Raw genomic sequence first — 22,692 nt, 5'->3', positions numbered from 1 at the left:
CTTTAGAGCTGTTCGGTTTCGGCGTAGTCCTGGTCGTCATAGGCACCCTCGGTGGACCAGGTACCGGTGGCGACGTCGTAACCAGCAACCTCCGACGGGTCGAAGGTGGGCGGGCTGTCCTTGAGCGACAGACCCAGCTGGTGCAGCTTGACCTTGACCTCGTCGATGGACTTCTGACCGAAGTTGCGGATGTCGAGCAGGTCGGACTCGGTGCGGCTCACCAGCTCTCCGACCGTGTGCACGCCCTCGCGCTTGAGGCAGTTGTAGGACCGCACGGTCAGGTCCAGGTCGTCGATCGGCAGAGCGAACGACGCGATGTGGTCGGCCTCGGCCGGCGACGGCCCGATCTCGATGCCTTCGGCCTCGACATTGAGTTCGCGCGCCAGACCGAAGAATTCGACCAGCGTCTTACCCGCCGACGCCAGGGCGTCGCGGGGGCTGATCGAGCTCTTGGTCTCCACGTCCAGGATCAACTTGTCGAAGTCGGTGCGCTGCTCGACACGCGTCGCGTCCACCTTGTAGGTGACCTTGAGCACCGGCGAGTAGATGGAATCGACTGGGATACGGCCGATTTCGGCACCCGAAGCGCGGTTCTGCACGGCCGGCACATAGCCGCGGCCACGCTCGACGACGAGCTCGACCTCGAGCTTGCCCTTGTCGTTCAACGTCGCGATGTGCATCGAGGGGTTGTGCACCGTGACACCGGCCGGGGGCACGATGTCACCGGCGGTGACCTCGCCCGGGCCCTGCTTGCGCAGGTACATGGTGACCGGCTCGTCCTCCTCGGAGGACACGACCAGGCCCTTGAGGTTCAGGATGATGTCGGTGACATCTTCCTTGACGCCCGGGACCGTGGTGAATTCGTGCAGCACGCCGTCGATGCGGATGCTGGTGACGGCCGCGCCGGGAATGGACGACAGCAGCGTCCGGCGCAGCGAATTGCCAAGGGTGTAGCCAAAACCCGGCTCCAGCGGTTCGATGACGAACTGGGACCGGCTGTCGGTGATGACTTCCTCGGACAAGGTGGGTCGCTGAGAAATCAGCATGTGTTTCTTCTTCTCCTTCTCGGCACCCGCTATTTGATGCCGTTTGGGTGTTCCGCCGCTGCGGCTGCAGCGGGGGAAGCTGGTGTTACTTCGAGTAGAACTCGACGATCAGCTGCTCGCTGAGCGGCACGTCGATCTGCGCGCGCTCTGGCAACTGATGGATCAGGATGCGCTGACGCTCCCCCACCACCTGCAGCCAGCTGGGGATCGGACGGTCGCCGGCGGTCTCCCGCGCGATCTGGAACGGCACCGTGTTCAGCGACTTGTCCCGCACATCGATGATGTCGTATTGCGAGACCCGGTAGCTGGGGACGTTGACGTGAACGCCGTTGACGCTGAAGTGCCCGTGGCTGACCAGCTGGCGGGCCATGCGGCGGGTGCGGGCCAGGCCGGCGCGGTAGATCACGTTGTCCAGACGGCTTTCCAGAATCTGCAGCAGATTCTCACCGGTCTTGCCGGAGTGGCGGACGGCTTCTTCGTAGTAGCGGCGGAACTGCTTTTCCATCACGCCGTAGGTGAAGCGGGCCTTCTGCTTCTCCTGCAGCTGCAGCAGATATTCGCTTTCCTTGATCCGCGCCCGGCCGTGTTGGCCGGGAGGGTAGGGGCGCTTCTCGAACGCCGCATCGCCACCGACGAGGTCGGTACGCAGCCGGCGCGACTTGCGGGTGATGGGTCCGGTGTAACGAGCCATGAGTTATCTCTCCTAGACGCGACGGCGCTTGGGCGGACGGCATCCGTTGTGCGGCTGAGGGGTGACATCGGAGATCGCGCCGACCTCCAGCCCCGCGGCCTGCAGCGACCGGATCGCGGTTTCCCGGCCCGAACCCGGGCCCTTCACGAAGACGTCGACCTTACGCACACCGTGCTCCTGGGCCTTGCGCGCGGCGTTCTCCGCGGCCAGCTGGGCGGCGAACGGCGTCGACTTGCGCGACCCCTTGAACCCGACGTGTCCCGACGACGCCCACGCGATGACATTGCCCTGGGGGTCGGTGATCGTCACGATCGTGTTGTTGAAGGTGCTCTTGATGTGGGCAGCACCGTGCGGAACGTTCTTCTTCTCCCGCCGCCGAGTCTTCTGTCCCTTCTTGGGACCGGACGCGGTTGCCTTCTTCGGTGGCATCGATTACCTGGCCTTCTTCTTGCCCGCGATGGTGCGCTTGGGACCCTTGCGGGTACGCGCATTGGTCTTGGTCCGTTGGCCGCGCACCGGCAGGCCGCGGCGGTGCCGCAGACCCTGGTAGCAGCCGATCTCGATCTTGCGACGGATGTCGGCCTGCACCTCGCGGCGCAGGTCACCCTCGACCTTCAGGGTCGCTTCGATGTAGTCACGCAGCTGGGTCAGTTGGTCATCGGTCAGGTCCCTGGTGCGCAGGTCCTTATCGATGCCGGTGGCTGCCAGAATCTCGTTGGAGCGGGTTCGGCCGATGCCGAAGATGTACGTCAGCGCGATCTCCATCCGCTTGTCACGCGGCAGATCGACGCCTACTAGTCGAGCCATAGGGGCGTTTCCTCTTATCTCAAGCGAAGGTCTTTTCCCAGTCCGTTCCCCGCCTGCTGGCGAGGGCCCGGCCTTCGTCCGGGCGTGGATGAACGGCCTATCCGCTCATTGGTGCTGGGAGGTCTGCATTCAGTTGTCTGCGCCTTGGGGCGCGGGTCAGCCCTGCCGCTGCTTGTGGCGGGGATCTTGGCAGATCACCATGACCCGCCCATGCCGACGGATCACCCTGCACTTGTCACAGATCGGCTTGACGCTTGGGTTCACCTTCACGGCTGTTCTCGGTCCTGTTCTCGTTCGTGTGCTTACTTGTACCGGTAAACGATGCGGCCCCGCGACAAGTCGTAGGGCGACAACTCCACTACCACCCGGTCTTCGGGGAGGATGCGGATGTAGTGCTGCCGCATCTTGCCGCTGATATGGGCGAGCACCTTGTGACCGTTCTCCAGCTCAATGCGAAACATGGCATTGGGCAGGGGTTCGACCACGCGACCCTCGACCTCTATGGCACCGTCCTTCTTGGCCATTACGTTGTGGCGATCCTTATCTATCCTCGTCGGTGCACCCGGTTCGGGCGCAGCACGTACTACGACTACTCAACGTGGGCCGGTGGTGGAAATTCCGCGACAATTCCGGGGAATTTCAAGACTGGGCACGCCAGAAGCCGGCACGGACGCCGCGCCGTCGTCCCACAATACTCGCATCGCCGCATCCGGCGCAAAACGTCGCGAACCGGAATAGCGCACGTCAGCGGGCGGGTTAGAGCAAGCATGACCGATGTTGCTGATAAGAAGCCAAATCTGGGCCGGTTCGGATCATTCACCCTTGGTCTGACGCCGCAGCAAGCGAAGGAAATCGAGGCGCTGGGCTACGGCGCCGTCTGGGTCGGCGGTTCGCCACCGGCTGAACTGGCCTGGGTCGAACCCATCTTGGCGGCGACCACCACCCTGCAGGTGGCCACCGGCATCGTCAACATCTGGACCGCACCCGCCAAGCAGGTGGCCGAGTCCTTTCATCGGATCGACCAGGCCTACCCGGGCCGCTTCCTGCTCGGCATCGGCGTCGGGCATCCCGAGGCGCACAGCGAGTACCGAAAGCCCTACGACGCGCTGGTGGAATACCTCGACCGGCTCGACGAACACGGTGTGCCCGCCAACCGGCGCGTGGTGGCCGCATTGGGTCCGCGAGTGTTGAAGCTTTCGGCGCAACGCAGCGCCGGGGCGCACCCCTACCTGAGTCCGCCGGAACACACCGCGCAGGCGCGCGAGCTGCTGGGGCCATCGGCGTTCCTGGCTCCCGGACATCAGGTGGTGCTGACCTCGGACACCGAAAAGGCCCGCAAGGTGGGCCGCAAGGCGCTCGATATCTACTTCGACCTAGTCAACTACCGCAGCAACTGGAAGCGACTGGGCTTCTCCGATGAAGAAATCACCCGCCCCGGCAGCGACCGTCTAGTCGACTCCGTGATCGCGTACGGCACCCCGGAGCAGATCGCGGCGCGGCTCAAGGAGCACCTCGACGCCGGTGCCGACCATGTGCCTGTGCTGGTCCTCACCAAGGATGAAAACCTGGTACCGGCGCTGGCCGAATTGGCCGGCCCACTCGGGCTGAATCAGTCGTGAGCAATCGACGCGTAGGGGGACGAAGATGACCGCAGGCAGTGGACTCAAACCCGAGCTGGGCCGCTACGGGGTCTGGCTGGGCACTCGTTCCATCGACCCAGAGCTGGCCGGCCAGATCGAAGCGGCCGGCTATGGCGCGGCCTGGATCGGCGGATCACCGGACGCCGAGTTGTCGTGGGTCGAACCCGCGCTGGCGCAGACGACGTCGCTGCAGCTGGCGACCGGGATCGTCAACGTGTGGTCAGCCCCGGCGGCGACCGTCGCCCAGTCCTTCCAGCGCATCGAGAGCGCCCACCCCGGGCGATTCGTGCTGGGTGTGGGCGTCGGACACCCCGAGGCGACGCAGGAGTACACCAAGCCCTATGACGCGCTGGTGGGTTACCTCGACGAACTCGACGCGGGCCGAGTGCCCAACAGCCGTCGGGTACTGGCTGCGCTGGGGCCCGAGGTGCTGCGGCTTTCCGCCGAGCGTGCGGCCGGCGCCCACCCGTACCTGACGACGCCCGAACACACGGCCAAGGCACGTGAATTGCTGGGGAACTCGGTGTTCTTGGCGCCTGAACACAAGGTGGTGCTCACCACCGACCGCGACGAGGCCCGCGCCACCGGCCGCAAGTTCATCGACTTCTATCTCGGCCTGAGCAACTACGTGAACAACTGGCTGCGGCTCGGCTTCACCCCGGATGACGTGCGCAAACCCGGCAGCGACCGGCTGATCGACGCCCTGGTGGCCTACGGCAGCGCCGAGGCCATCGCACAGCGTCTCGACGAGCATGTCCAAGCGGGCGCCGACCATGTCGCCATTCAGGTGCTGGGCGCCTTCAAGGCGGACAAGCTACTGCCCGTACTGAGCGAACTGGCCGGACCACTGGGGCTGAGCCGTTAGGGTTTGACCCATGCGGCTGCTAGTCACCGGTGGTGCGGGCTTCATCGGGGCGAATTTCGTGCACAGCACGGTGCGCGAATGCCCCGAGGACCAGGTCACCGTCATCGACGCCATGACCTATGCCGGCAGACGGGAGTCGCTGGCTGACGTGGCCGACGACATCCGGCTGGTCGAGGGCGACATCACCGACGCCGAGCTGGTGTCGCAGCTGGTGGCCGAATCGGACGCGGTGGTGCACTTCGCCGCCGAATCGCACGTCGACAACGCGCTGGACAACCCCGAGCCGTTCCTGCACACCAACGTGGTCGGCACCTTCACCATCCTGGAAGCGGTACGACGCCATGGCGTGCGGTTGCACCACATCTCGACCGACGAGGTCTACGGCGACCTCGAGCTGAACGACCCGCAGCGGTTCACCGAGGCGACGCCCTACAACCCGTCGAGTCCCTACTCGGCGAGCAAGGCGGGCGGGGACATGCTGGTGCGGGCCTGGGTCCGCTCGTACGGCGTACGCGCGACGATCTCCAACTGCTCCAACAACTACGGGCCCTATCAGCACGTGGAGAAGTTCATCCCGCGCCAGATCACCAACGTGCTCACCGGGCGCCGGCCCAAGCTGTACGGCAGCGGCCACAACGTGCGCGACTGGATCCACGTCGAAGACCACAACAGCGCGGTGCGCCGCATCCTGGAGAAGGGCCAGATCGGCCGGACCTATCTGATCAGCTCCGAGGGCGAACGCGACAACCTGACCGTGCTGCGCACGCTGCTGGCGCTGATGGGCCGCGACGCCGACGACTTCGACCATGTGACCGACCGCGTCGGGCACGACCTGCGCTACGCCATCGACCCGTCCACCCTGTACAACGAATTAGGTTGGGCGCCAAAGCATACTGACTTCGAAGAAGGTCTGCGCAGCACCATCGACTGGTACCGCGACAACGAGGACTGGTGGCGACCGCTCAAGGACGCCGCCGAGGCCCGCTACGAAAAGCGCGGTCAGTGACATGAAGGTACGCGAACTCGCGGTTCCCGGCGCCTGGGAGATCACTCCCACCATCCACGGTGACTCCCGGGGAATGTTCTTCGAATGGCTCACCGACCGCGGATTCACCGCGTTCGCCGGTCACCGTCTCGACGTCCGCCAGGCCAACTGCTCGGTGTCGGCGGCCGGCGTGCTGCGCGGCCTGCATTTCGCTCAACTGCCGCCCAGCCAAGCCAAGTACGTGACCTGCGTGGCGGGTTCGGTGTTCGACGTCGTCGTCGACATCCGGGTCGGCTCTCCGACATTCGGCCGCTGGGACTCCGTACTGCTCGACGACCAGGACCGGCGGACCATCTACATCTCCGAAGGTTTGGCGCACGGATTCCTTGCCCTGCAAGACAATTCGACGGTGATGTACCTGTGCTCGGCGGAATACAACCCACAGCGTGAGCACACCATCAAAGCCACCGACCCGGCGTTGGGCATCGAGTGGCCGCTGGTCGACGGCGCCGAGCCCAGCCTGTCCGACCGCGATGCCGTAGCGCCCAGCTTCGACGAAGTGCGGGCGTCGGGCTTGTTGCCCACGTGGGAGGAAGCGCAAAGCTTCGTGGCGGGCCTACAGGGCTCCGGCAACTAACCCAAGCTTCTTCCCCGTCATCCAGCGGCGCTGCCAACCGTAAGGCTCGGTGTCGCAACACTTCAGCGATGGCAACATGGATTCTGCGCTGCGGCGCAAACTCCTGGAACGAAATTTGCTGCCAGAACTGAACTTCCAGTATCCAAATGTTGCCGATGGCGCCGTCGGCCCGACGCGCCGTTGCGCGGCACCGACCGGGTGCTCGTCGAAACGCTCTAAAGACGTTGCGTTATAAGCGGTTTCGGTGAGTTCGCCAATCCCTGCGTGAGGCTTGACGATTCGGCACGATGCCAAAACCAGCGAAACCGACTTCGCTGCAATCAAATGTCGCTAACATCCGCATTGTCGTCGGTCGGGCCGCGACCTTCGCTCCCTGGGAACGCTGGAGGTGGGGGATGTCGTTCGTATTGGCGGTGCCGGACGTCATGGCGGAAGCCGCGGGCGCGTTGGCGGGTCTGGAATCGACCATCGGCGCGGCGCACGCCGCGGCGTCGGCGCAAACGGCGGCGCTGCTGCCGATGGCCGCCGACGAGGTGTCAACGGCCATTGCCGAATTGTTCTCCGCACACGGGTCGGCGTATCAGGCCATCAGCGCGCAGGCCGCGGCATTCCATAGCGAGTTCGTGCAAAGCCTCAACGCGGCGGCGGGAGCCTACGCGGCCGTCGAGGCCGCCAGTGTCGATCCGCTGCAGGCCTTGCAGCAGAACTTCCTGGCCTTGATCAATGCACCCACCACCGCCTTGTTGGGGCGCCCCCTGATCGGCGACGGGGTCAACGGCATAACCAACGCCCAAGGGGTGGGGACACCCGGCGGCCCGGCCGGCCTACTGATCGGCAACGGCGGCAACGGCGGCAACAGCACCGCGGTGGGCGCGCCCGGCGGCGCCGGTGGTCCCGCGGGTTTGCTCTTCGGCAACGGTGGAAACGGCGGGACCGGTGGGCCGGTCGCACTGGGCGGCGCCGGCGGGCCAGGTGGACTGCTAGGGGGTATCGCCGGGGCGACCGGCGCCCCCGGCTTGGCCACCGTCCCGCTGAGCTTCGACGGCACCCGCCTGCTCGTCAATCTCTCGGTGGGCGGCGGCCCAACTTCCGCGGTCATCGTCGACACCGGATCGCGGGGGCTCATTTTGCCGCCCCAGGCCGTCGATTTCGCCACCCTCGGGCCGGTCACCGGCACCGGCAACGTCACCTTCGGGCAGTTCGGCAATTTCCTGACGGAGTACTACAACACCTATACCTCGACGGTCAACTTCGGCAACGGCGTCGTGACCGCGCCCACCACCGTTGCGGTGGTCACCTCCGTGGTGCAGAACGGCATCTTCACCTATCCGGCTTCGCAGGCACCCGCCATCCTGGGCATCGGGGCCAATGCGTACGGCCCACTGGGCACCAGCCCCGTGACCGCACTGCCGGGCGCCTTCGGTCAGGGCGTGCTCCTCAATGCGCCCGGCCACGTCATGCAATTCGGCCCGAACCCGTTGCCGGCATACGCGTCGGTCACCGGATCGCCGGTCACCACACTGAACATCCAGATCAACAACGGTCCGCTGCAACAGACCAGCGGTGCGTTCATCGATTCCGGCGGCCTCTTCGGATCCATCCCCGACATCCTCAACCCGCCCAACGTGGGCGGGTACTTACCGGCCGGCACCACCGTTTCGGTCTACACGCCCAGCGGCACGTTGCTGTACACCACGACGGTGGGTGCGCAACAGACAAGCGTGGTGCCCTATTGGTTGGGCGGCGTCTTCAACAGCGGGATCACGCCGTTCCTGGAAGGCCCGATCTACCTCTCCTACAGTCCGACCGGTTCTGGAACAACGATTTTCGACTTCTGAGCCGCACCACCGTCCCCACCCTTTCGTCGGCAAGCCACCTCGCTTGCCAACGCCAGACCCAAGTTACTAGGATATGCAAGTATCGCCTCGCTATTCCTCTCCTCCGCCTCTTTGGGACAACCATGACTTCACTGATTCCGCACTTCATCGACGGCCGGCGCACCGACGGCCAGTCCGGTCGCACCGCCGACGTCTTCAACCCCAACACCGGCCAGGTGCAGGCCCAGGTGCCGATGGCCTCCCCAGCCGACATCGACGCCGCGGTGGCGTCGGCGGCCGAGGCCCAAAAGGGTTGGGCCGCATGGAATCCCCAGCGCCGCGGCCGCGTGCTGATGAAGTTCGTCGAGCTGGTCAACGCCCACATCGACGAGCTGTCCGAGCTGCTGTCCCTCGAGCACGGCAAGACGCTGGCCGACGCCCGCGGCGACATCCAGCGCGGCGTCGAGGTGATCGAGTTCTGCATGGGCATCCCCCACCTGCTCAAGGGTGAGTACACCGAAGGTGCCGGGCCGGGCATCGACGTCTACTCGTTGCGGCAGCCGCTGGGCGTCGTCGCCGGCATCACCCCGTTCAACTTCCCGGCGATGATCCCGCTGTGGAAAGCCGGTCCGGCGCTGGCGTGCGGGAACGCGTTCATCCTCAAGCCAAGCGAACGTGACCCGTCGGTTCCGGTGCGCCTGGCCGAGCTCTTCCTCGAGGCGGGCCTGCCGGCCGGCCTGTTCCAGGTCGTGCACGGCGACAAAGAAGCCGTCGACGCCATCCTCAACCATCCCGACATCGAGGCGGTCGGCTTCGTCGGCAGCTCGGACATCGCGCAGTACATCTACGCGGGCGCGGCGGCCAACGGCAAGCGGTCACAATGCTTCGGCGGCGCCAAGAACCACATGATCGTGATGCCCGACGCCGACCTCGACCAGGCCGTCGACGCGCTGATCGGCGCCGGGTACGGCAGCGCCGGCGAGCGCTGCATGGCGATCAGCGTCGCCGTCCCGGTCGGCGAGCAGACCGCAGAACGCTTGCGCGCCAGGCTGATCGAGCGGATCAACAACCTGCGCGTGGGACACAGCCTGGACCCCAAGGCCGACTACGGCCCGCTGGTCACCGAGGCCGCGCTGCACCGGGTGCGCGACTACATCGCCCAGGGCGTGGACGCCGGCGCCGAGATCGTCATCGACGGCCGCGAGCGGGCCAGCGACGACCTCACCTTCGGTGACGCCAACCTCGAAGGCGGGTTCTTCATCGGCCCCACCCTGTTCGACCACGTCACCCCGGACATGTCCATCTACACCGACGAGATCTTCGGGCCGGTGCTGTGCATCGTCAGAGCCAAGACCTACGAAGAAGCCGTAGCGCTTCCTTCCGAGCACGAATACGGCAACGGCGTGGCGGTGTTCACCCGCGACGGCGACACCGCCCGCGACTTCGTGTCCCGGGTCCAGGTCGGCATGGTCGGGGTCAACGTGCCCATCCCGGTACCGGTGGCCTACCACACCTTCGGCGGCTGGAAGCGGTCCGGATTCGGCGACCTCAACCAACACGGGCCGGCGTCGATCCAGTTCTACACCAAGGTCAAGACCGTGACCTCGCGGTGGCCCTCCGGCATCAAGGACGGCGCCGAATTCGTCATCCCCACCATGAATTGACCGCCAGCATGTTCACCCTCAACGACGAAGAACGCGTCATCACCGAGACGGCGGCCGCCTTCGCCGACAAGCGCCTCGCCCCACACGCCCTGGAGTGGGACGCCACCAAGCACTTCCCCACCGACGTCTTGCGCGAGGCCGCCGAACTCGGGATGGCGGCCATCTACTGCCGCGACGACGTCGGGGGCAGCGGCTTGCGCCGCCTCGACGGGGTGCGCATCTTCGAGCAGTTGGCCGTCGCCGACCCGACGACCGCGGCCTTCCTGTCGATTCACAACATGTGCGCCTGGATGATCGACACCTACGGCACCGCCGAACAACGCAAAGCCTGGGTGCCGCGACTGGCGGCCATGGACGTCATCGCCAGCTATTGCCTCACCGAGCCTGGTGCCGGATCCGACGCCAGCGCACTGAGCACCCGCGCGGTCCGGGAGGGTTCGGACTACGTGCTCGACGGCGTCAAGCAGTTCATCTCCGGAGCCGGCGCGTCCGATGTCTACGTGGTGATGGCCCGCACCGGCGGGCCGGAAAAGCCCGGCCCACGCGGCATTTCCACCTTCGTCGTCGAAAAGGACACCCCCGGGCTCAGTTTCGGCGCGCCGGAGCAGAAGATGGGCTGGCACGCCCAACCCACCGCGCAGGTCATCCTGGACGGCGTGCGGGTACCCGCCGACGCCATGTTGGGTGGCGCCGACGGGGAGGGCGCCGGGTTCGGCATCGCGATGAACGGCCTCAACGGTGGCCGGCTCAACATCGCGGCCTGCTCGCTGGGCGGTGCGCAATCCGCCTTCACCAAAGCGGGCGCCTATGTGCGGGAGCGGCAGGCCTTTGGCGCCACGCTGCTCGACGAACCGACCATCCGGTTCACCTTGGCGGACATGGCCACCGGGCTGGAAACGTCGCGAATGATGTTGTGGCGTGCGGCGAATGCGCTCGACGAGGACGCCGCCGACAAGGTCGAGCTGTGCGCGATGGCCAAACGCTACGTCACCGACACCTGTTTCGAGGTCGCCGACAAGGCGTTGCAGCTGCACGGTGGTTACGGCTATCTGCGCGAGTATGGTCTGGAGAAGATCGTCCGCGACCTACGGGTGCACCGGATCTTGGAAGGCACCAACGAGATCATGCGAGTGGTCATCGGCCGCGCCGAGGCGGCACGGCTGCGTGCAACCGGTTAGAAAGGCTGGCATGACCGAACACCTCGCGATCGCGTTTCTGGGACTCGGCCACATGGGCGGCCCGATGTCGACGAATCTCGTTGCGGCACAACACCTGGTGCGCGGCTTCGATCCGGTGCCCGCCGCCGCGGCCACCGCCGCCGACAACGGGGTGACGGTGTTCGACAGCGCCGCGCAAGCCGCGGCCGACGCCGACGTGGTCATCACCATGCTGCCCAACGGTGAGGTGGTCAAGCGCTGCTACAGCGAGGTGCTGCCAGCCGCGCGCGCCGGTGCGCTGTTCATCGACAGCTCCACGATCTCGGTCAACGACGCCCGCGAGGTGCACGCCCTGGCGCAGTCGCACGGCATGCAACAACTCGACGCCCCCGTCTCCGGCGGAGTCAAAGGTGCGGCAGCGGGATCGCTGACCTTCATGGTCGGCGGCGACGAAGGGGCGCTGCACCGGGCCCGGCCCGTGCTGGAACCGATGGCCGGCAAGATCATTCACTGCGGCGCGGCCGGTGCCGGGCAAGCCGCCAAGGTGTGCAACAACATGGTGCTCGCGGTCCAGCAGATCGCCATCGGCGAGGCGTTCGTGCTGGCCGAGAAGCTCGGCCTGTCGGCGCAGTCGCTGTTCGACGTCATCACCGGCGCCACCGGCAATTGCTGGGCGGTACACACCAATTGCCCCGTTCCCGGGCCGGTCCCGACCTCCCCAGCCAACAACGACTTCAAGCCGGGATTCGCCACCGCGCTGATGAACAAGGACCTGGGCCTGGCCATGGACGCGGTGACGTCCACGGGTGCCGCCGCCCCCCTGGGCAGTCACGCCGCGGAGATCTACGCGGAGTTCATTGCGTCCGACGCCTCCCACGCCGGCAAGGACTTCAGCGCGATCATCGAAATGCTCCGCAGCAGTTGACCGAAGGCGATCAGAAGTCGCCGGCGTTGCGCCGCAGCGTCTCGATCGACGTCACCAGCGCCTGGGCTTCACCGTCGGCCATGCCGATGTCGGCGAACACCTGCTCGTTGAGCGTGACGGTCGCGTCCTCGACCGTGGACCGGCCCAACTCAGTGATCTGCACCAACGTCGTTCGACCGTCGGTCGGGTGCGGCACCCGCTGCACCAGCCCGTCGGCCTCCAGCCGCCGGATCGCATGAGTGACGCTGGTGACATGCACCTGCAGCCGGTCCGAGGCCTTGGTGATCGGCAATGCGCCGGTACGGCTGAAAGCCAACAGCCGCAACAACTCATAGCGGGAGAAGCTCAGATCGTAGGGACGCAAGGCCGCCTCGACCCGGGCCAGCAGGATCTGGTGCGCCCGCATCACCGAGGTCACCGCAACCATGCCCTGCGAGACATCGCCCCACCCGGCGCGCTCCCAGTTCGCCCGTGCCGCGGCGATGGGGTCACGATTTCCGGAGGCGGCCACGCCCCTTCTTACCAGCTATTACAGCGAATGTTCCAGCAGTATCTGGCCGCTGTCGGCGGAAACCACTTGCACCGAAGCGATTTGGTCCATCGGCGTCGAGATGCTGCCTGCCGGTGTTGCGGTGTGGCCGGGTTCGGCGACCCAGGTGGCCAGCCGCGTCTGGCTGCCGTCACGACCCACCACCACCATGGCCAGCGTGTCGTGGTGGGCGGTCGGCGGCGCCAGGCAGAAGCACTGCAAGTTGATGAAGGTCCCCCACTGGTGGCTACTCACCGCGACCGTCGAGGTCAGATGGTCGGTTCCGACTTGGGCCATCGGCTGGGCCGACACGGTCGCCGGTGGCGGTGCGGCTTGGTGGCCGTACACCCCGACCAGCACACCGATGCCCAGCACCACCGCAGCAGCGGCCGAGGCCACCCACGTCGTCAGGCGGGTGCGGCGGCGCCGCCAGCGCACCGTTTCCAGCAACGACGGCAGCAACTGCGGCGAGGGCTCCGGCGCCCGGACCGCATCGCTGGACTCGTCGATGGCCGCGACGTCTGCGGCGTCCAGTCGGGATAGCAGAGCCGGCACCCCACTGAGTTCGGCGACGGCATCCCGGCACTGTGCGCATCCGGCCATGTGCGTCTCGAACTCGCGCCGATCGGCGGCCGACAACGATCCCAGCACATAGGCGGCGTCCCACATCCCGTAGGAGTGGTGGTCGCTGGTTGCCACGTCGCGCACCTCGTTGTGCAGGGGGTAGTCGCCGGGCGGGCCAAGGCCTCCTAGCGGCATCCTCATGTCATTCATCTCCTGTCACCCTCAAGTATTCGGAGCCGATGGCCAGCTGGATGGGCTGCGCTGGTCATCGGGTTACTCCGAGTTCCTGCAGAGTGAGCCGCAAAGCCCGCACCGCATAGTGTAGGCGCGACTTCACAGTTCCTTCTGCGATTCCCAGGTCGGTAGCAATCTGCGCGGTGGTCCAGCCGCGGTAGTAGGACCGCTCGATCACGGCCCGGTGTTCCGCGGATAGCTGGACCAGCGCGTCGGCGATCAGCAACCGATCCAATGCACTGTTCACTTCGTCGGGCGTCGACTGCTCCGGCGCCCCTGCCTCATCGGTGGAACCGACGACATTGCGGTATCGCGCGCTGCGCCGGTCGTCGATGATCATGTTGCGGGCCACGGTGAACAACCAGGCCCGCGCCGATCGCTCCGTGTCGCCGATCACTTCCGGATGCTGCCAGGCCCGCAACAACGTCTCCTGCACGACGTCCTCGGCCTGACTGGCATCGCCGGTCAGCCGCAGCGCGTAGCGCCACAGGACTGCTGCGTGCTCGTCGTAGAGCGCCTTCATCAGAGCGGCTTCAGCAGCCCCGGACGCTCTCCAAGTGCCGGCCACACGAGCCACTCGATCACCTCCGCAACTAACACGAGGCGAATGGATGTTTGGTTCAGCCCGAGGCGACGGTGAGGATGCGGGGCCCGCTGTCCGTCACGGCCACGGTGTGTTCCCAGTGTGCCGCACGTGACCCGTCGACGGTGGTCACCGTCCACTTGTCGTCCAGAATGGTCGTCTTGCCGCTGCCCAGGGTCAGCATCGGCTCGATGGCCAGCACGGAACCCGCCGCCAGCACCGGACCGCGACCCGGGGCGCCTTCGTTGGGCAGGAACGGGTCCAGGTGCATCTCGCGGCCGATGCCGTGGCCGCCGTAGCCCTCGACGATGCCGAAGGCGCGTCCGTACCGCTCCTCGGCGGCGCGGGTCCCCATTTCGATGGCGTGCGAGACGTCGGTCAACCGATTGCCGACCACCATCGCGGCGATACCGGCTTCCAGAGAATCCCTGGTCGCTGCCGAAAGCGCCTCGTCGACCGGGATGAGGGGGCCCACCCCGAAGGTGATCGCCGCGTCACCGTGCCAGCCGTCGAGCACCGCACCGCAGTCGATGGACACCAGGTCTCCAGGCGCCAGGATCTCGGCGGCCGACGGGATGCCGTGCACCACCCGGTCGTTGACCGAGGAGCAGATCGTCGCCGGATAACCGTGATAGCCAAGAAACGATGGGACAGCGCCGGCTTCGCGGATCACCGACTCGGCGATCTCGTCGAGGCTCAAGGTGGACGCCCCGGCCACGGCCGCCGCGCGTACCGCCGTCAACGCATCGGCCACCACAGCACCGGCTGCGGCCATGGCGTCGAGTTCGTCGGGAGTGCGCTGCGGCACCACTCTGCGACCGCGCAGCCGTGCCAACGCGCGCATTATTACTTGCCCAGTGCTTGTAACGCGCGGGCGAACACCTCGTCCATCGAGCCCACGGCGTCGACGGTCTTCAACTCGTCTTTGTAGTACTCGAGCAGCGGTGCGGTTTCGTCGCGGTAGACCTTCATCCGGTTGTGGATGATCTCTTCGGTGTCGTCGGCTCGTCCGCGGCCTTTGAGCCGCTGCAACAACTCCTCCTCCGACACCCGGAATTCCACCACCGCGTCGATGTCGGTGCCGCGGCGCCCGAGCATTTCGTGCAGCGCCTTGGCCTGCTCGAGCGAGCGCGGATAGCCGTCCAGAATGAAACCCTTGGCGGCGTCGGGGTCGTCGAGCCGGTCGTCGACCAATTCGTTCGTCAACTCCGATGGCACCAAATCACCGGCGTCCAAGTAACGCTTGGCCTCTTTACCGAGTTTGGTGCCTTCTTCGATATTGCGGCGAAATAGTTCCCCAGTGGAGATCTGCGGGATCCCGAGTTTCTCGGCCAGCTTCTGCGCCTGCGTTCCCTTGCCCGCCCCGGGCGGTCCCAGCAAAACCACTCTCACTTGAGGAATCCTTCGTAGTTGCGCTGCATGAGCTGACTTTCGATCTGTTTGACCGTATCCAACCCGACGCCGATCATGATCAAAACCGCTGTACCCCCGAAAGGCAGGTTCTGTACGGCGCCGCCGTTGCCGATCTGCAAGAACAAGTTCGGCAAGACCGAGATGACACCTAGATAGATCGAGCCCGGCAGGGTTATCCGGCTCAGCACAAAGCGCAGATAATCGGCGGTCGGCCGGCCCGGGCGAATTCCGGGAATGAAACCGCCGAACTTCTTCATCTCATCGGCACGCTCATCGGGATTGAAAGTGATCGAGACGTAGAAGTAGGTGAAGAAAATGATGAGCCCGAAATAGATGCTGATGTAAACCGGGCTGCTCGGGTCGGACAGGTAACTACCGACGAATTTGTCCCACCAGCTGTGCCCCACACCGCCGCTGCCGCTGCGCACCAACTGGGTGATCAAATGCGGAATGTAGATCAGGGAGGAGGCGAAGATCACCGGGATGACACCGGCCTGGTTGACCTTCAGCGGCAGATAAGTCGAGGTTCCGCCGTACATGCGCCGGCCCACCATGCGCTTGGCGTACTGGACGGGAATACGCCGCTGGCCCTGCTCGACGAACACCACACCGACGATGATGAGCAGCGCCGCCACGCAGACCGCCGCCAGAATCAGGCCGCCGCGGCTTTGCAGGATCTCGTTGCCTTCGGCCGGTATGCGCGCGGCGATACCGACGAAGATCAGCAACGACATGCCGTTGCCGATGCCGCGTTCGGTGATCAGCTCGCCCATCCACATCACCAGGGCCGCACCACCGGTCATCACCAGCACGATGACCACCAGCGTGAAGATGCTTTGGTCGGCGATGATCTCCAGCGAGCAACCCTGCAACAGCCCGCCGTTGGCCGCCAGCGCGACGATGCTGGTGGCCTGCAGGACCGCCAGCGCGATCGCCAGGTAGCGGGTGTACTGCGTCATCTTGGCCTGGCCGGATTGGCCTTCCTTGCGCAGCTCCTCGAATCGCGGGATGACCACGGTGAGCAACTGCACGATGATGCTCGCGGTGATGTAGGGCATCACCCCGACCGCGAACACCGTCAATTTGAGCAGCGCACCGCCGGAGAACAAGTTGATCAGCGAATAGATCTGTCCCGCCTCGCCGCCGCTGGCTTCCTTGATGCATTGCTGCACATTGGGGAAGTTGACGCCGGGCGACGGTAGCGCGGCTCCCACGCGGTAGAGGACGACAATGCCCAGCGTGAAGAGGATCTTCCGTCTCAGATCGACTGTTCTCAGCGATGAGATGAAAGCCGAAAGCACTACTTCCTCCTGCGCAGCGGGGTGATCCTGCATTACGCGCCCAACACTCGCAGGCCAGGACGTACGGCGTCGCGCGTCAAACCGTGTACGAGACTAACAGCTGATACGGGCTGGAACCGCCACGGCCGTCGCGGATGGCCGAGCCGACCGGCCCGAGGCTGACCGGCACACCGGCGCAGAGGGCGTACAGTTTGGGTAGCTCGTTGCATTTGCTAAATAACGGACTCACTCCCCGGGAGCAACGGATGACCCAGATGGGCAGCGCGCGGTATGAGGGCGACACCTGGGATTTGGCGTCCAGTGTCGGACTGACCGCGACCATGGTGGCCGCTGCGCGCGCCGTCGCCGCCCGCGACACCCACGGCGCGGGTGCGGTGGCCACCGACCGGTTCGCCGAACCCCTGGTTCGCGCGGTGGGTGTCGACTACTTCACCCGCATGGCCAGCGGTGAATTGAACGACGCCGAGCTCGACGAGGAGTCGGCACAAGGGGTTCGGCACTTCGCCGACGCGATGGCGGTACGCACCCGATTCTTCGACGACTTCTTCGCCGACGCCACCGGCGCCGGCATCCGGCAAGCCGTGATCTTGGCGGCCGGGCTGGATTCCCGCGCCTACCGGCTGCCGTGGCCGGCCGGCACCAAGGTGTTCGAAGTGGACCAGCCGCAGGTGATCGAGTTCAAGACCCGCACGCTGGCCGAACTGGGCGCCGAGCCGACGGCGGACCGCCATCCGGTCGCGGCCGACTTACGCGAGGACTGGCCGGCGGCATTGCGCCGGGCCGGCTTCGACCCCGCCCAGCCGACGGCGTGGATCGCCGAGGGGCTGCTCGGATACCTGCCTGCCGAGGCGCAGGACCGGCTGCTCGACCAGATCACCGCCCAGAGCGTCCCCGGTAGCCGCTTCGCCACCGAAGGGCTGCTGGACATCAACGAGCTCAACGAAGAAGAACTCCGCCGCCGCATGCAGCTGCAGAACGAGCGGTGGAACCGCCACGGTTTCGATCTCGACATGGCCGCGCTGGTGTACTTCGACGACCGCACCGATGCGGGCATCTATCTATCGGCCCGGGGCTGGCGGACTACCAGCGCGAGCAGCTCCGACCTGTTCGCGCAACACGGATTGCCGCCGGTCGACGACGACGACGCGCCGTTCGGCGAAGTGATCTACCTGAAAGCGGAATTGGAAGCCCAACCCGAGCGAATTTGAGGAGCGCCCATGGCACGTACTGACCAAGACACCTGGGATCTGGCATCCAGCGTGGGTGCAACGGCCACGATGGTCGCCGCGGCCCGCGCCCTGGCCAGCACCGAGCCCAACGCGATCATCAACGATCCGTTCGCGGCGCCGTTGGTCCGCTCGGTCGGTCTGGACTTCTTCACCCGTCTGGTCAACGGCGAGATCGCACCGCCCAATGGCGCCGAGCGCGACCTGACACTGGAAACCGATTCGATCGCGGTGCGCACCCGCTTTTTCGACGAGTTCTTCCTCGACGCCGCCCGCAGCGGGGTGCAGCAGGCGGTGATTCTGGCCGCCGGTCTCGACGCCCGCGCCTACCGGCTGCCCTGGCCCAACGGCAGTGTGGTCTACGAAGTCGATCAGCCCGACGTCATCGAGTTCAAAACCAACGAAATGGCCGCGCTGAGCGCCAAGCCCGCGGCCGAACGCCGCACGGTCAGCATCGATCTGCGCGACGACTGGCCCGCGGCGCTGCGGGCCGGCGGCTTCGACGAGACCAAGCCCACCGCCTGGAGCGCCGAAGGGTTGCTGATGTATCTGCCGCCCGAGGCGCAGGACCGTCTCTTCGACCACATCACCGCGCTCAGCGCGCCCGGCAGCAGATTGGCCACCGAATACCACCCGGACTCCGGCTCGACGATGAGTGAACGGGCTCAGGAGTTCAATCAGCGCTGGGTCAACCTGGGCTGCGACATCGACCTGTCCGGGTTGTTCTTCGACGGCGAGCGCAACAACGTCGTCGACTATCTGAGCGCCCAAGGATGGCACGTCACCACCCGGCCGCGCCGAGAGCTGTTCGGCGAGTACGGACTCGACTTCCCCGAAGACGAGATGGCGCAGTTGCGCAACATCACCGCGGTGACGGCCACCCTCGGCTAGAGCGGCCTGACCGGGTCAGGCGGGATTGGCCGCGGGCGCGCGCACCACCATCGGTACCGCGGGGAATGCCCAGGCCATCTCCGAGCGCGACTTACGCAGCGCCGCCGTTCCGTAGCCCTTCTTGCGGTGATCGGGATGGATCCAGATCCGGACCTCAACCTCGCCGTGGACCAGTTCGCCGAAAACCATCCCGACCTTCTCGCCGGAATCGATGGCCACGAACCAGGCCGCCTCTTCGTCGTCGAGACGTCGCAGCGCAGCGGTGATCTCGTCGTCCACCTCGCCGGCCGGCCCGCCGGAACCGTCACCGGCGAAGCCGATGTCGGCGGTCCGCGCGGCGAAGATGTCGCGGTCCTGTGCGGCGGAGAAGGACCGCAGTTCCAGGCTTTCGCCCAAGCTGGCCGGGCGCTCGGTCGAGGTGAAACTCAGCTGCTTGTTCAGGTCGTCGAGCTCGGCCAGGATCTTCGCCCGCGCGTCCTGAGTGAGCTGCTCGAACGACATACTCATCACCGCTTCGGCGGCCGAACGCGAGGTGCCCAACAGCGTCACGATCGACTCCACCGCGGCGGCCTTGTTCTTGGCTTCGACGATGGCGTCGGCGACCTCATGCCGGCGTTCCAGCGCGGCAAGTAGCGCATCTGCGATCTCTCGGCGGGCGGCGGTCTGGTCGTGGTCTGTCATTGCACAAGCCTAGAACGACACCCGCCGCCCCGCGCCACTCGAAGTTCGCTAAGCCAACCGGGATCCGCTGAGCTCGAGGAAGCGGCGGTAGCGTTCGCGGGTCGGGTCAACCCAATCGGGACGAGGCGTCACGACCCGGTCCACCGATGCCCACCGCGCGGCATCGGCGATCGACGTCTCCAGGCCCACAGCCATCCACGGACTTTGGGTGGTCCGGTACCCATACCGGAGGATGTCAACGCTAACTTCGCCGGTGTGTACACCTATCTGCGCGCCAACTGATCCGGGCCAGCTCGCGACTTCCCCGGCCCGTGCGCGATAACGGACTCGCGCAGGATCAACCGCCTTTGGCGCCGTCGAACAACCAGATGTCCGCGCCGTCCGACGTCGCGAATTCCGGCGGCACCTCCCGCCCAGCGGAGCGGCCGAATTCGCCGACCGTGGTGCAGGTGCGGACCTGCCACCCATGCGATGCAAGCCAATCTCCGGGCTCCTGGAGCACCGGATTGTTGGGAAACTCCCACTTCAGCAGGTCCCAGACCACTCGGTCCCGGTCGTCCAATAGCTCGTAGTTGACGTCCTCGTACTTCCATTGACGAGTGAAATACTCACTGATGAAACGGCTTCCAGTGGTAGACAACGCTGAGACGCGGTCGAGTAGCCGATCGGCCTCCGCGCGGGTGAAATACATAAGTAGCCCCTCTGCAATCCACACCGTCTGCCGTTCCGGGCGGAATCCCCCCGCCACCAGGGGACCCGCGATCTCCTCACGCAGATCGACCCACAGGGGCACCCGAGAGCAGTGCGGAATAAGACTGTGCCGCAGCACGACCCGTTCTTTGAACGCCAATACCGATGCCTGGTCTATTTCAAATATGATCGCGTCCTCCGGCAAACCCAGCCGGAATGCGCGACCGTCGAAGCCCGCGCCCAAGAGGACGATCTGGCGGCACCCCGCGTCGATCGCGTTCAGCAAGCGGCTGTCGTAAAAGACCGTGCGATGCGCGAAATAGAAGCTGAACAAGTTCCACAGACTCGACGCTTCATCATTTATTGCCGGCCCCAGACGCGGTAGTCGCGGGCCGGTGACGGATCCGACCCGGTTCGCGGCCGCAACGACTGCCGCCGCAAGCGGATCGTTGAACATACGATCCTCGCGCAACGACTCATGCGCGCGGCTGTACGCGGTCATGAGACCCGTCCATCCCACACCCGTCAAATTTTCATCGACATCCATCGGCCGTCCTTCGTCCATCCGAATACCCCTAACCGAACTCAATCGCAGTGCAGCTCCGAACGCCAACGCGTACAGCGGTGTTCATTTGCAGGGGCACCCGGTATCGCGCACCGCCATTACAGACCAGCGGCCCGGCACGCCCTTCAAGGGTGCCGCGAGGGCCATGGTGCGCGCGGCGATATGCACCGCAAGCCGTGGATGTCGGCTCCGACCGATTCCACCTCGTGAGTGATCCGCACAGATCGGCCGGATCACCCCTGTCGATGTCTGCGAATGGCATGTCGCGGCGGCCGTTGTCACGATGACGCCGGTGTGGATGTGAGCCGGCGAGTAAGGACGTAATGGGCAGGGTCGAACCGGCGCGTCATCCGTCGGTATCTGAAGGTGCCGCCGGGCCACAGATTTGTGTTGCGGCCGTTGGCGTTGAGATACCAACTTCTGCAGCCACCGCTTGACCACACCGTTCCGGCGCTGAGTCGATCCACCTCCGCCGTGTACGACTCCTGGGCCTTATCGGTGGGTTCGATGGCGCCGAGGGAATGAGCGCGCGCATAGCCGATCGCTGACGCAACATATTTGGCCTGGGACTCGTACATGTACAGCACCGATGTGTGTCCTAGGCCGGTGTTGGGCCCGTTGATCAGATAACAGTTGGGAAAGCCCGCGACGGTGGTTCCCAGAAAGGCGGTGGGGTTGCCAGCCCATCTGGCCGCCATGCTCATCCCGTCGACGCCGCGGATGCGGTCGGTCAGCGGCAACCGATCCGTCCTGAATCCCGTTCCGAAAACTATTGTGTCGACCTGATGTTCTGCGCCGGTGCCGTCGATGATGCCGTGCGGCGTGATCTCGCGGATACCGTCGGTGACCAGGGTGACGTTGGGCTTGGTGAGTGCCGACAGATAATCGTCAGAAATCAGCACGCGTTTACAGCCCAGTCGATAGTCGGGCAGCAGCTTCGCCCGTAGTTCGGGGTCCGCGACCTGTGCGTAGAGATGTTTACGGGCCAGAAACTCGGCCGGTCGCTGAAATGCGGGATGACGGAAGCCTAGGAGAAGTCGCTCGCGCTTGAGGTAGATACGCAACCGCTGTAGCCGTTGTAGCACGGGCAGGGTCCCCAGCAGCTTCTGCTTACTGGCACTTATCTCGCGGTCGCGCCGCGGTATGACCCACGCGGGTGTCCGTTGAAAGACCGTCATGTGGGCGACGGCCGGCTGCAAAGTCGGGATGAACTGCCCGGCTGACGCACCTGTTCCGATGACCGCGATGCGCTTGCCGGTGGGGTCGATCCCGTGGTCCCACCGGGCGGAATGGAACGCGGCTCCGGTAAAGCGTTCCATGCCGGGGAATTTCGGAATATTGGGTTCCGCCAACGCCCCCGTAGCGATCACGACGTGATTGGCGGTCCGCTCTCCCCGCGCTGTCTGCATTCGCCAAAGCTGTCGGACGGGATCCCAATCCAGCCCGTCGACGGCGCAGTCGAGTAACAGGTGGGGTACCAACCCAAATCGTTGGACGACATCGCGTAAGTAGTCCCAAATCTCTGGTTGCTTTGCGAACAGGTTGCGCCACTGCGGATTCAGCGCAGACGAGAACGAGTACAACTGACACTCGACGTCGACGGCGGCGCCCGGATAAGTGTTGTCCCGCCAGACGCCACCGATGTCGGCGGCGCGATCCATCACCACGAAGTCGTTGAATCCGTTTTGCTGCAACCGGATCGCCACGGCGAGTCCACCGAATCCGGCGCCGATAACGGCAATGTGGTTGTGGGTGTGAGCATTTGAGTTCACGACGCCTCC

25 protein-coding genes and 2 pseudogenes are annotated in these 22,692 nt (G+C 65.5%); 11 read left to right on the top strand and 16 right to left on the bottom strand.

Features of this window, described 5'->3' with window-relative positions; genetic code table 11:
• Positions 1-2 precede the first annotated feature (2 nt).
• The 6 genes from I2456_RS05570 to infA form a co-directional block, all read right to left on the bottom strand.
• Positions 3-1,046, bottom strand: coding sequence for a DNA-directed RNA polymerase subunit alpha (locus I2456_RS05570; RefSeq protein WP_085073701.1), 1,044 nt, complete (start codon positions 1,044-1,046; stop codon positions 3-5).
• 85 nt (positions 1,047-1,131) lie between these two features.
• Complete coding sequence (gene rpsD / locus I2456_RS05565) at positions 1,132-1,737, bottom strand: 30S ribosomal protein S4 (RefSeq protein ID WP_068033806.1); 606 nt, start codon at positions 1,735-1,737, stop codon at positions 1,132-1,134.
• A 12-nt stretch (positions 1,738-1,749) separates the two neighbouring features.
• Positions 1,750-2,166, bottom strand: a complete 417-nt coding sequence (rpsK, locus tag I2456_RS05560; protein ID WP_068033808.1) for a 30S ribosomal protein S11 — start codon at positions 2,164-2,166, stop codon at positions 1,750-1,752.
• A 3-nt stretch (positions 2,167-2,169) separates the two neighbouring features.
• A complete protein-coding gene (rpsM, locus tag I2456_RS05555) occupies positions 2,170-2,544 on the bottom strand; it encodes a 30S ribosomal protein S13 (RefSeq protein ID WP_068033810.1) in 375 nt (124 codons plus the stop codon).
• Between the two features lie 156 nt (positions 2,545-2,700).
• The gene (rpmJ, locus tag I2456_RS05550) at positions 2,701-2,814 is read right to left on the bottom strand and encodes a 50S ribosomal protein L36 (RefSeq protein WP_003886927.1); all 114 of its coding nucleotides are present in this window, start codon (positions 2,812-2,814) and stop codon (positions 2,701-2,703) included.
• 32 nt (positions 2,815-2,846) lie between these two features.
• The gene (gene infA / locus I2456_RS05545) at positions 2,847-3,068 is read right to left on the bottom strand and encodes a translation initiation factor IF-1 (protein WP_003418601.1); all 222 of its coding nucleotides are present in this window, start codon (positions 3,066-3,068) and stop codon (positions 2,847-2,849) included.
• 243 nt (positions 3,069-3,311) lie between these two features.
• On the opposite strand from infA, the gene I2456_RS05540 reads away from it, so the two are divergent.
• The 8 genes from I2456_RS05540 (at position 3,312) to mmsB (ending at position 12,234) form a co-directional block, all read left to right on the top strand.
• Positions 3,312-4,163 carry an LLM class F420-dependent oxidoreductase gene (locus I2456_RS05540; protein WP_068158767.1) on the top strand — a complete coding sequence of 284 codons (852 nt, stop codon included), beginning with the start codon at positions 3,312-3,314 and terminating at the stop codon, positions 4,161-4,163.
• A 25-nt stretch (positions 4,164-4,188) separates the two neighbouring features.
• The gene (locus tag I2456_RS05535; RefSeq protein ID WP_085073700.1) at positions 4,189-5,049 is read left to right on the top strand and encodes an LLM class F420-dependent oxidoreductase; all 861 of its coding nucleotides are present in this window, start codon (positions 4,189-4,191) and stop codon (positions 5,047-5,049) included.
• Between the two features lie 10 nt (positions 5,050-5,059).
• Positions 5,060-6,055 (top strand): dTDP-glucose 4,6-dehydratase, encoded by a 996-nt coding sequence (rfbB, locus tag I2456_RS05530; protein WP_085073699.1) that lies wholly within the window; start codon positions 5,060-5,062, stop codon positions 6,053-6,055.
• 1 nt (position 6,056) lies between these two features.
• Positions 6,057-6,671 carry a dTDP-4-dehydrorhamnose 3,5-epimerase gene (gene rfbC / locus I2456_RS05525; RefSeq protein WP_068158763.1) on the top strand — a complete coding sequence of 205 codons (615 nt, stop codon included), beginning with the start codon at positions 6,057-6,059 and terminating at the stop codon, positions 6,669-6,671.
• 395 nt (positions 6,672-7,066) lie between these two features.
• A complete protein-coding gene (locus I2456_RS05520; RefSeq protein ID WP_085073698.1) occupies positions 7,067-8,509 on the top strand; it encodes a PecA family PE domain-processing aspartic protease in 1,443 nt (480 codons plus the stop codon).
• A gap of 122 nt (positions 8,510-8,631) precedes the next feature.
• Positions 8,632-10,152 carry a CoA-acylating methylmalonate-semialdehyde dehydrogenase gene (locus tag I2456_RS05515; protein WP_085073697.1) on the top strand — a complete coding sequence of 507 codons (1,521 nt, stop codon included), beginning with the start codon at positions 8,632-8,634 and terminating at the stop codon, positions 10,150-10,152.
• 8 nt (positions 10,153-10,160) lie between these two features.
• Positions 10,161-11,330 carry an isobutyryl-CoA dehydrogenase gene (locus tag I2456_RS05510; protein ID WP_085073696.1) on the top strand — a complete coding sequence of 390 codons (1,170 nt, stop codon included), beginning with the start codon at positions 10,161-10,163 and terminating at the stop codon, positions 11,328-11,330.
• A 10-nt stretch (positions 11,331-11,340) separates the two neighbouring features.
• The gene (gene mmsB, locus I2456_RS05505; RefSeq protein ID WP_085073695.1) at positions 11,341-12,234 is read left to right on the top strand and encodes a 3-hydroxyisobutyrate dehydrogenase; all 894 of its coding nucleotides are present in this window, start codon (positions 11,341-11,343) and stop codon (positions 12,232-12,234) included.
• A gap of 10 nt (positions 12,235-12,244) precedes the next feature.
• On the opposite strand, the gene I2456_RS05500 is transcribed toward mmsB, so the two are convergent.
• The 6 genes from I2456_RS05500 to secY form a co-directional block, all read right to left on the bottom strand.
• A complete protein-coding gene (locus I2456_RS05500) occupies positions 12,245-12,745 on the bottom strand; it encodes a MarR family transcriptional regulator (protein WP_068033826.1) in 501 nt (166 codons plus the stop codon).
• A gap of 18 nt (positions 12,746-12,763) precedes the next feature.
• A complete protein-coding gene (locus tag I2456_RS05495) occupies positions 12,764-13,537 on the bottom strand; it encodes an anti-sigma factor family protein (protein WP_085073694.1) in 774 nt (257 codons plus the stop codon).
• 55 nt (positions 13,538-13,592) lie between these two features.
• Complete coding sequence (locus I2456_RS05490) at positions 13,593-14,084, bottom strand: sigma-70 family RNA polymerase sigma factor (RefSeq protein WP_068033830.1); 492 nt, start codon at positions 14,082-14,084, stop codon at positions 13,593-13,595.
• Positions 14,085-14,181: 97 nt separating this feature from the next.
• A complete protein-coding gene (gene map / locus I2456_RS05485; RefSeq protein WP_085073693.1) occupies positions 14,182-14,988 on the bottom strand; it encodes a type I methionyl aminopeptidase in 807 nt (268 codons plus the stop codon).
• A 2-nt stretch (positions 14,989-14,990) separates the two neighbouring features.
• Positions 14,991-15,536, bottom strand: coding sequence for an adenylate kinase (locus I2456_RS05480; RefSeq protein WP_068033833.1), 546 nt, complete (start codon positions 15,534-15,536; stop codon positions 14,991-14,993).
• Positions 15,533-16,858 (bottom strand): preprotein translocase subunit SecY, encoded by a 1,326-nt coding sequence (secY, locus tag I2456_RS05475; protein ID WP_068033992.1) that lies wholly within the window; start codon positions 16,856-16,858, stop codon positions 15,533-15,535. The genes I2456_RS05480 and secY overlap by 4 nt, the downstream gene beginning before the upstream one ends.
• Positions 16,859-17,103: 245 nt before the next feature.
• Between secY and I2456_RS05470 the strand changes: the two genes are divergently transcribed.
• Entirely contained in the window at positions 17,104-18,066 is a 963-nt protein-coding gene (locus tag I2456_RS05470) for a class I SAM-dependent methyltransferase (protein WP_116645835.1), read from the top strand.
• A 9-nt stretch (positions 18,067-18,075) separates the two neighbouring features.
• Positions 18,076-18,975 carry a class I SAM-dependent methyltransferase gene (locus tag I2456_RS05465; RefSeq protein ID WP_085073692.1) on the top strand — a complete coding sequence of 300 codons (900 nt, stop codon included), beginning with the start codon at positions 18,076-18,078 and terminating at the stop codon, positions 18,973-18,975.
• Between the two features lie 15 nt (positions 18,976-18,990).
• On the opposite strand, the gene I2456_RS05460 is transcribed toward I2456_RS05465, so the two are convergent.
• Both I2456_RS05460 and I2456_RS05455 read right to left on the bottom strand, forming a co-directional pair.
• A complete protein-coding gene (locus I2456_RS05460; protein WP_068033835.1) occupies positions 18,991-19,656 on the bottom strand; it encodes a GNAT family N-acetyltransferase in 666 nt (221 codons plus the stop codon).
• Between the two features lie 48 nt (positions 19,657-19,704).
• A pseudogene (locus I2456_RS05455) lies at positions 19,705-19,851 on the bottom strand (xylulokinase); the annotation flags it as partial.
• Between the two features lie 3 nt (positions 19,852-19,854).
• Here I2456_RS05455 and I2456_RS05450 point away from each other — a divergent pair.
• A pseudogene (locus I2456_RS05450) lies at positions 19,855-19,938 on the top strand (L-fuculose-phosphate aldolase); the annotation flags it as partial.
• 55 nt (positions 19,939-19,993) lie between these two features.
• On the opposite strand, the gene I2456_RS05445 reads toward I2456_RS05450, so the two are convergent.
• Both I2456_RS05445 and I2456_RS05440 read right to left on the bottom strand, forming a co-directional pair.
• Positions 19,994-20,893 (bottom strand): SAM-dependent methyltransferase, encoded by a 900-nt coding sequence (locus I2456_RS05445; protein ID WP_186246603.1) that lies wholly within the window; start codon positions 20,891-20,893, stop codon positions 19,994-19,996.
• A gap of 296 nt (positions 20,894-21,189) precedes the next feature.
• On the bottom strand, positions 21,190-22,683 hold the full coding sequence (locus I2456_RS05440) for a flavin-containing monooxygenase (RefSeq protein ID WP_085073690.1): 1,494 nt from the start codon (positions 22,681-22,683) through the stop codon (positions 21,190-21,192).
• Positions 22,684-22,692: the final 9 nt, after the last annotated feature.

Origin of the sequence: Mycobacterium kubicae (genome assembly GCF_015689175.1) — a bacterium.
Classification (GTDB): Bacteria; Actinomycetota; Actinomycetes; order Mycobacteriales; family Mycobacteriaceae; genus Mycobacterium; species Mycobacterium kubicae.
The sequence above is the reverse complement of the archived record's forward strand: the minus strand, read 5'-3'. Positions and strand labels throughout refer to the sequence as shown.

Bases quoted from the DNA above. Each gene is read 5' to 3' on its own strand.
- I2456_RS05570 (WP_085073701.1), bottom strand. From the start codon at position 1,046: ATGCTGATTTCTCAGCGACCCACCTTGTCCGAGGAAGTCATCACCGAC.
- rpsD (WP_068033806.1), bottom strand. From the start codon at position 1,737: ATGGCTCGTTACACCGGACCCATCACCCGCAAGTCGCGCCGGCTGCGT.
- rpsK (WP_068033808.1), bottom strand. From the start codon at position 2,166: ATGCCACCGAAGAAGGCAACCGCGTCCGGTCCCAAGAAGGGACAGAAG.
- rpsM (WP_068033810.1), bottom strand. From the start codon at position 2,544: ATGGCTCGACTAGTAGGCGTCGATCTGCCGCGTGACAAGCGGATGGAG.
- infA (WP_003418601.1), bottom strand. From the start codon at position 3,068: ATGGCCAAGAAGGACGGTGCCATAGAGGTCGAGGGTCGCGTGGTCGAA.
- I2456_RS05540 (WP_068158767.1), top strand. From the start codon at position 3,312: ATGACCGATGTTGCTGATAAGAAGCCAAATCTGGGCCGGTTCGGATCA.
- I2456_RS05535 (WP_085073700.1), top strand. From the start codon at position 4,189: ATGACCGCAGGCAGTGGACTCAAACCCGAGCTGGGCCGCTACGGGGTC.
- rfbB (WP_085073699.1), top strand. From the start codon at position 5,060: ATGCGGCTGCTAGTCACCGGTGGTGCGGGCTTCATCGGGGCGAATTTC.
- rfbC (WP_068158763.1), top strand. From the start codon at position 6,057: ATGAAGGTACGCGAACTCGCGGTTCCCGGCGCCTGGGAGATCACTCCC.
- I2456_RS05520 (WP_085073698.1), top strand. From the start codon at position 7,067: ATGTCGTTCGTATTGGCGGTGCCGGACGTCATGGCGGAAGCCGCGGGC.
- I2456_RS05515 (WP_085073697.1), top strand. From the start codon at position 8,632: ATGACTTCACTGATTCCGCACTTCATCGACGGCCGGCGCACCGACGGC.
- I2456_RS05510 (WP_085073696.1), top strand. From the start codon at position 10,161: ATGTTCACCCTCAACGACGAAGAACGCGTCATCACCGAGACGGCGGCC.
- mmsB (WP_085073695.1), top strand. From the start codon at position 11,341: ATGACCGAACACCTCGCGATCGCGTTTCTGGGACTCGGCCACATGGGC.
- I2456_RS05495 (WP_085073694.1), bottom strand. From the start codon at position 13,537: ATGAATGACATGAGGATGCCGCTAGGAGGCCTTGGCCCGCCCGGCGAC.
- I2456_RS05490 (WP_068033830.1), bottom strand. From the start codon at position 14,084: ATGAAGGCGCTCTACGACGAGCACGCAGCAGTCCTGTGGCGCTACGCG.
- map (WP_085073693.1), bottom strand. From the start codon at position 14,988: ATGCGCGCGTTGGCACGGCTGCGCGGTCGCAGAGTGGTGCCGCAGCGC.
- I2456_RS05470 (WP_116645835.1), top strand. From the start codon at position 17,104: ATGACCCAGATGGGCAGCGCGCGGTATGAGGGCGACACCTGGGATTTG.
- I2456_RS05465 (WP_085073692.1), top strand. From the start codon at position 18,076: ATGGCACGTACTGACCAAGACACCTGGGATCTGGCATCCAGCGTGGGT.
- I2456_RS05460 (WP_068033835.1), bottom strand. From the start codon at position 19,656: ATGACAGACCACGACCAGACCGCCGCCCGCCGAGAGATCGCAGATGCG.
- I2456_RS05445 (WP_186246603.1), bottom strand. From the start codon at position 20,893: ATGGATGTCGATGAAAATTTGACGGGTGTGGGATGGACGGGTCTCATG.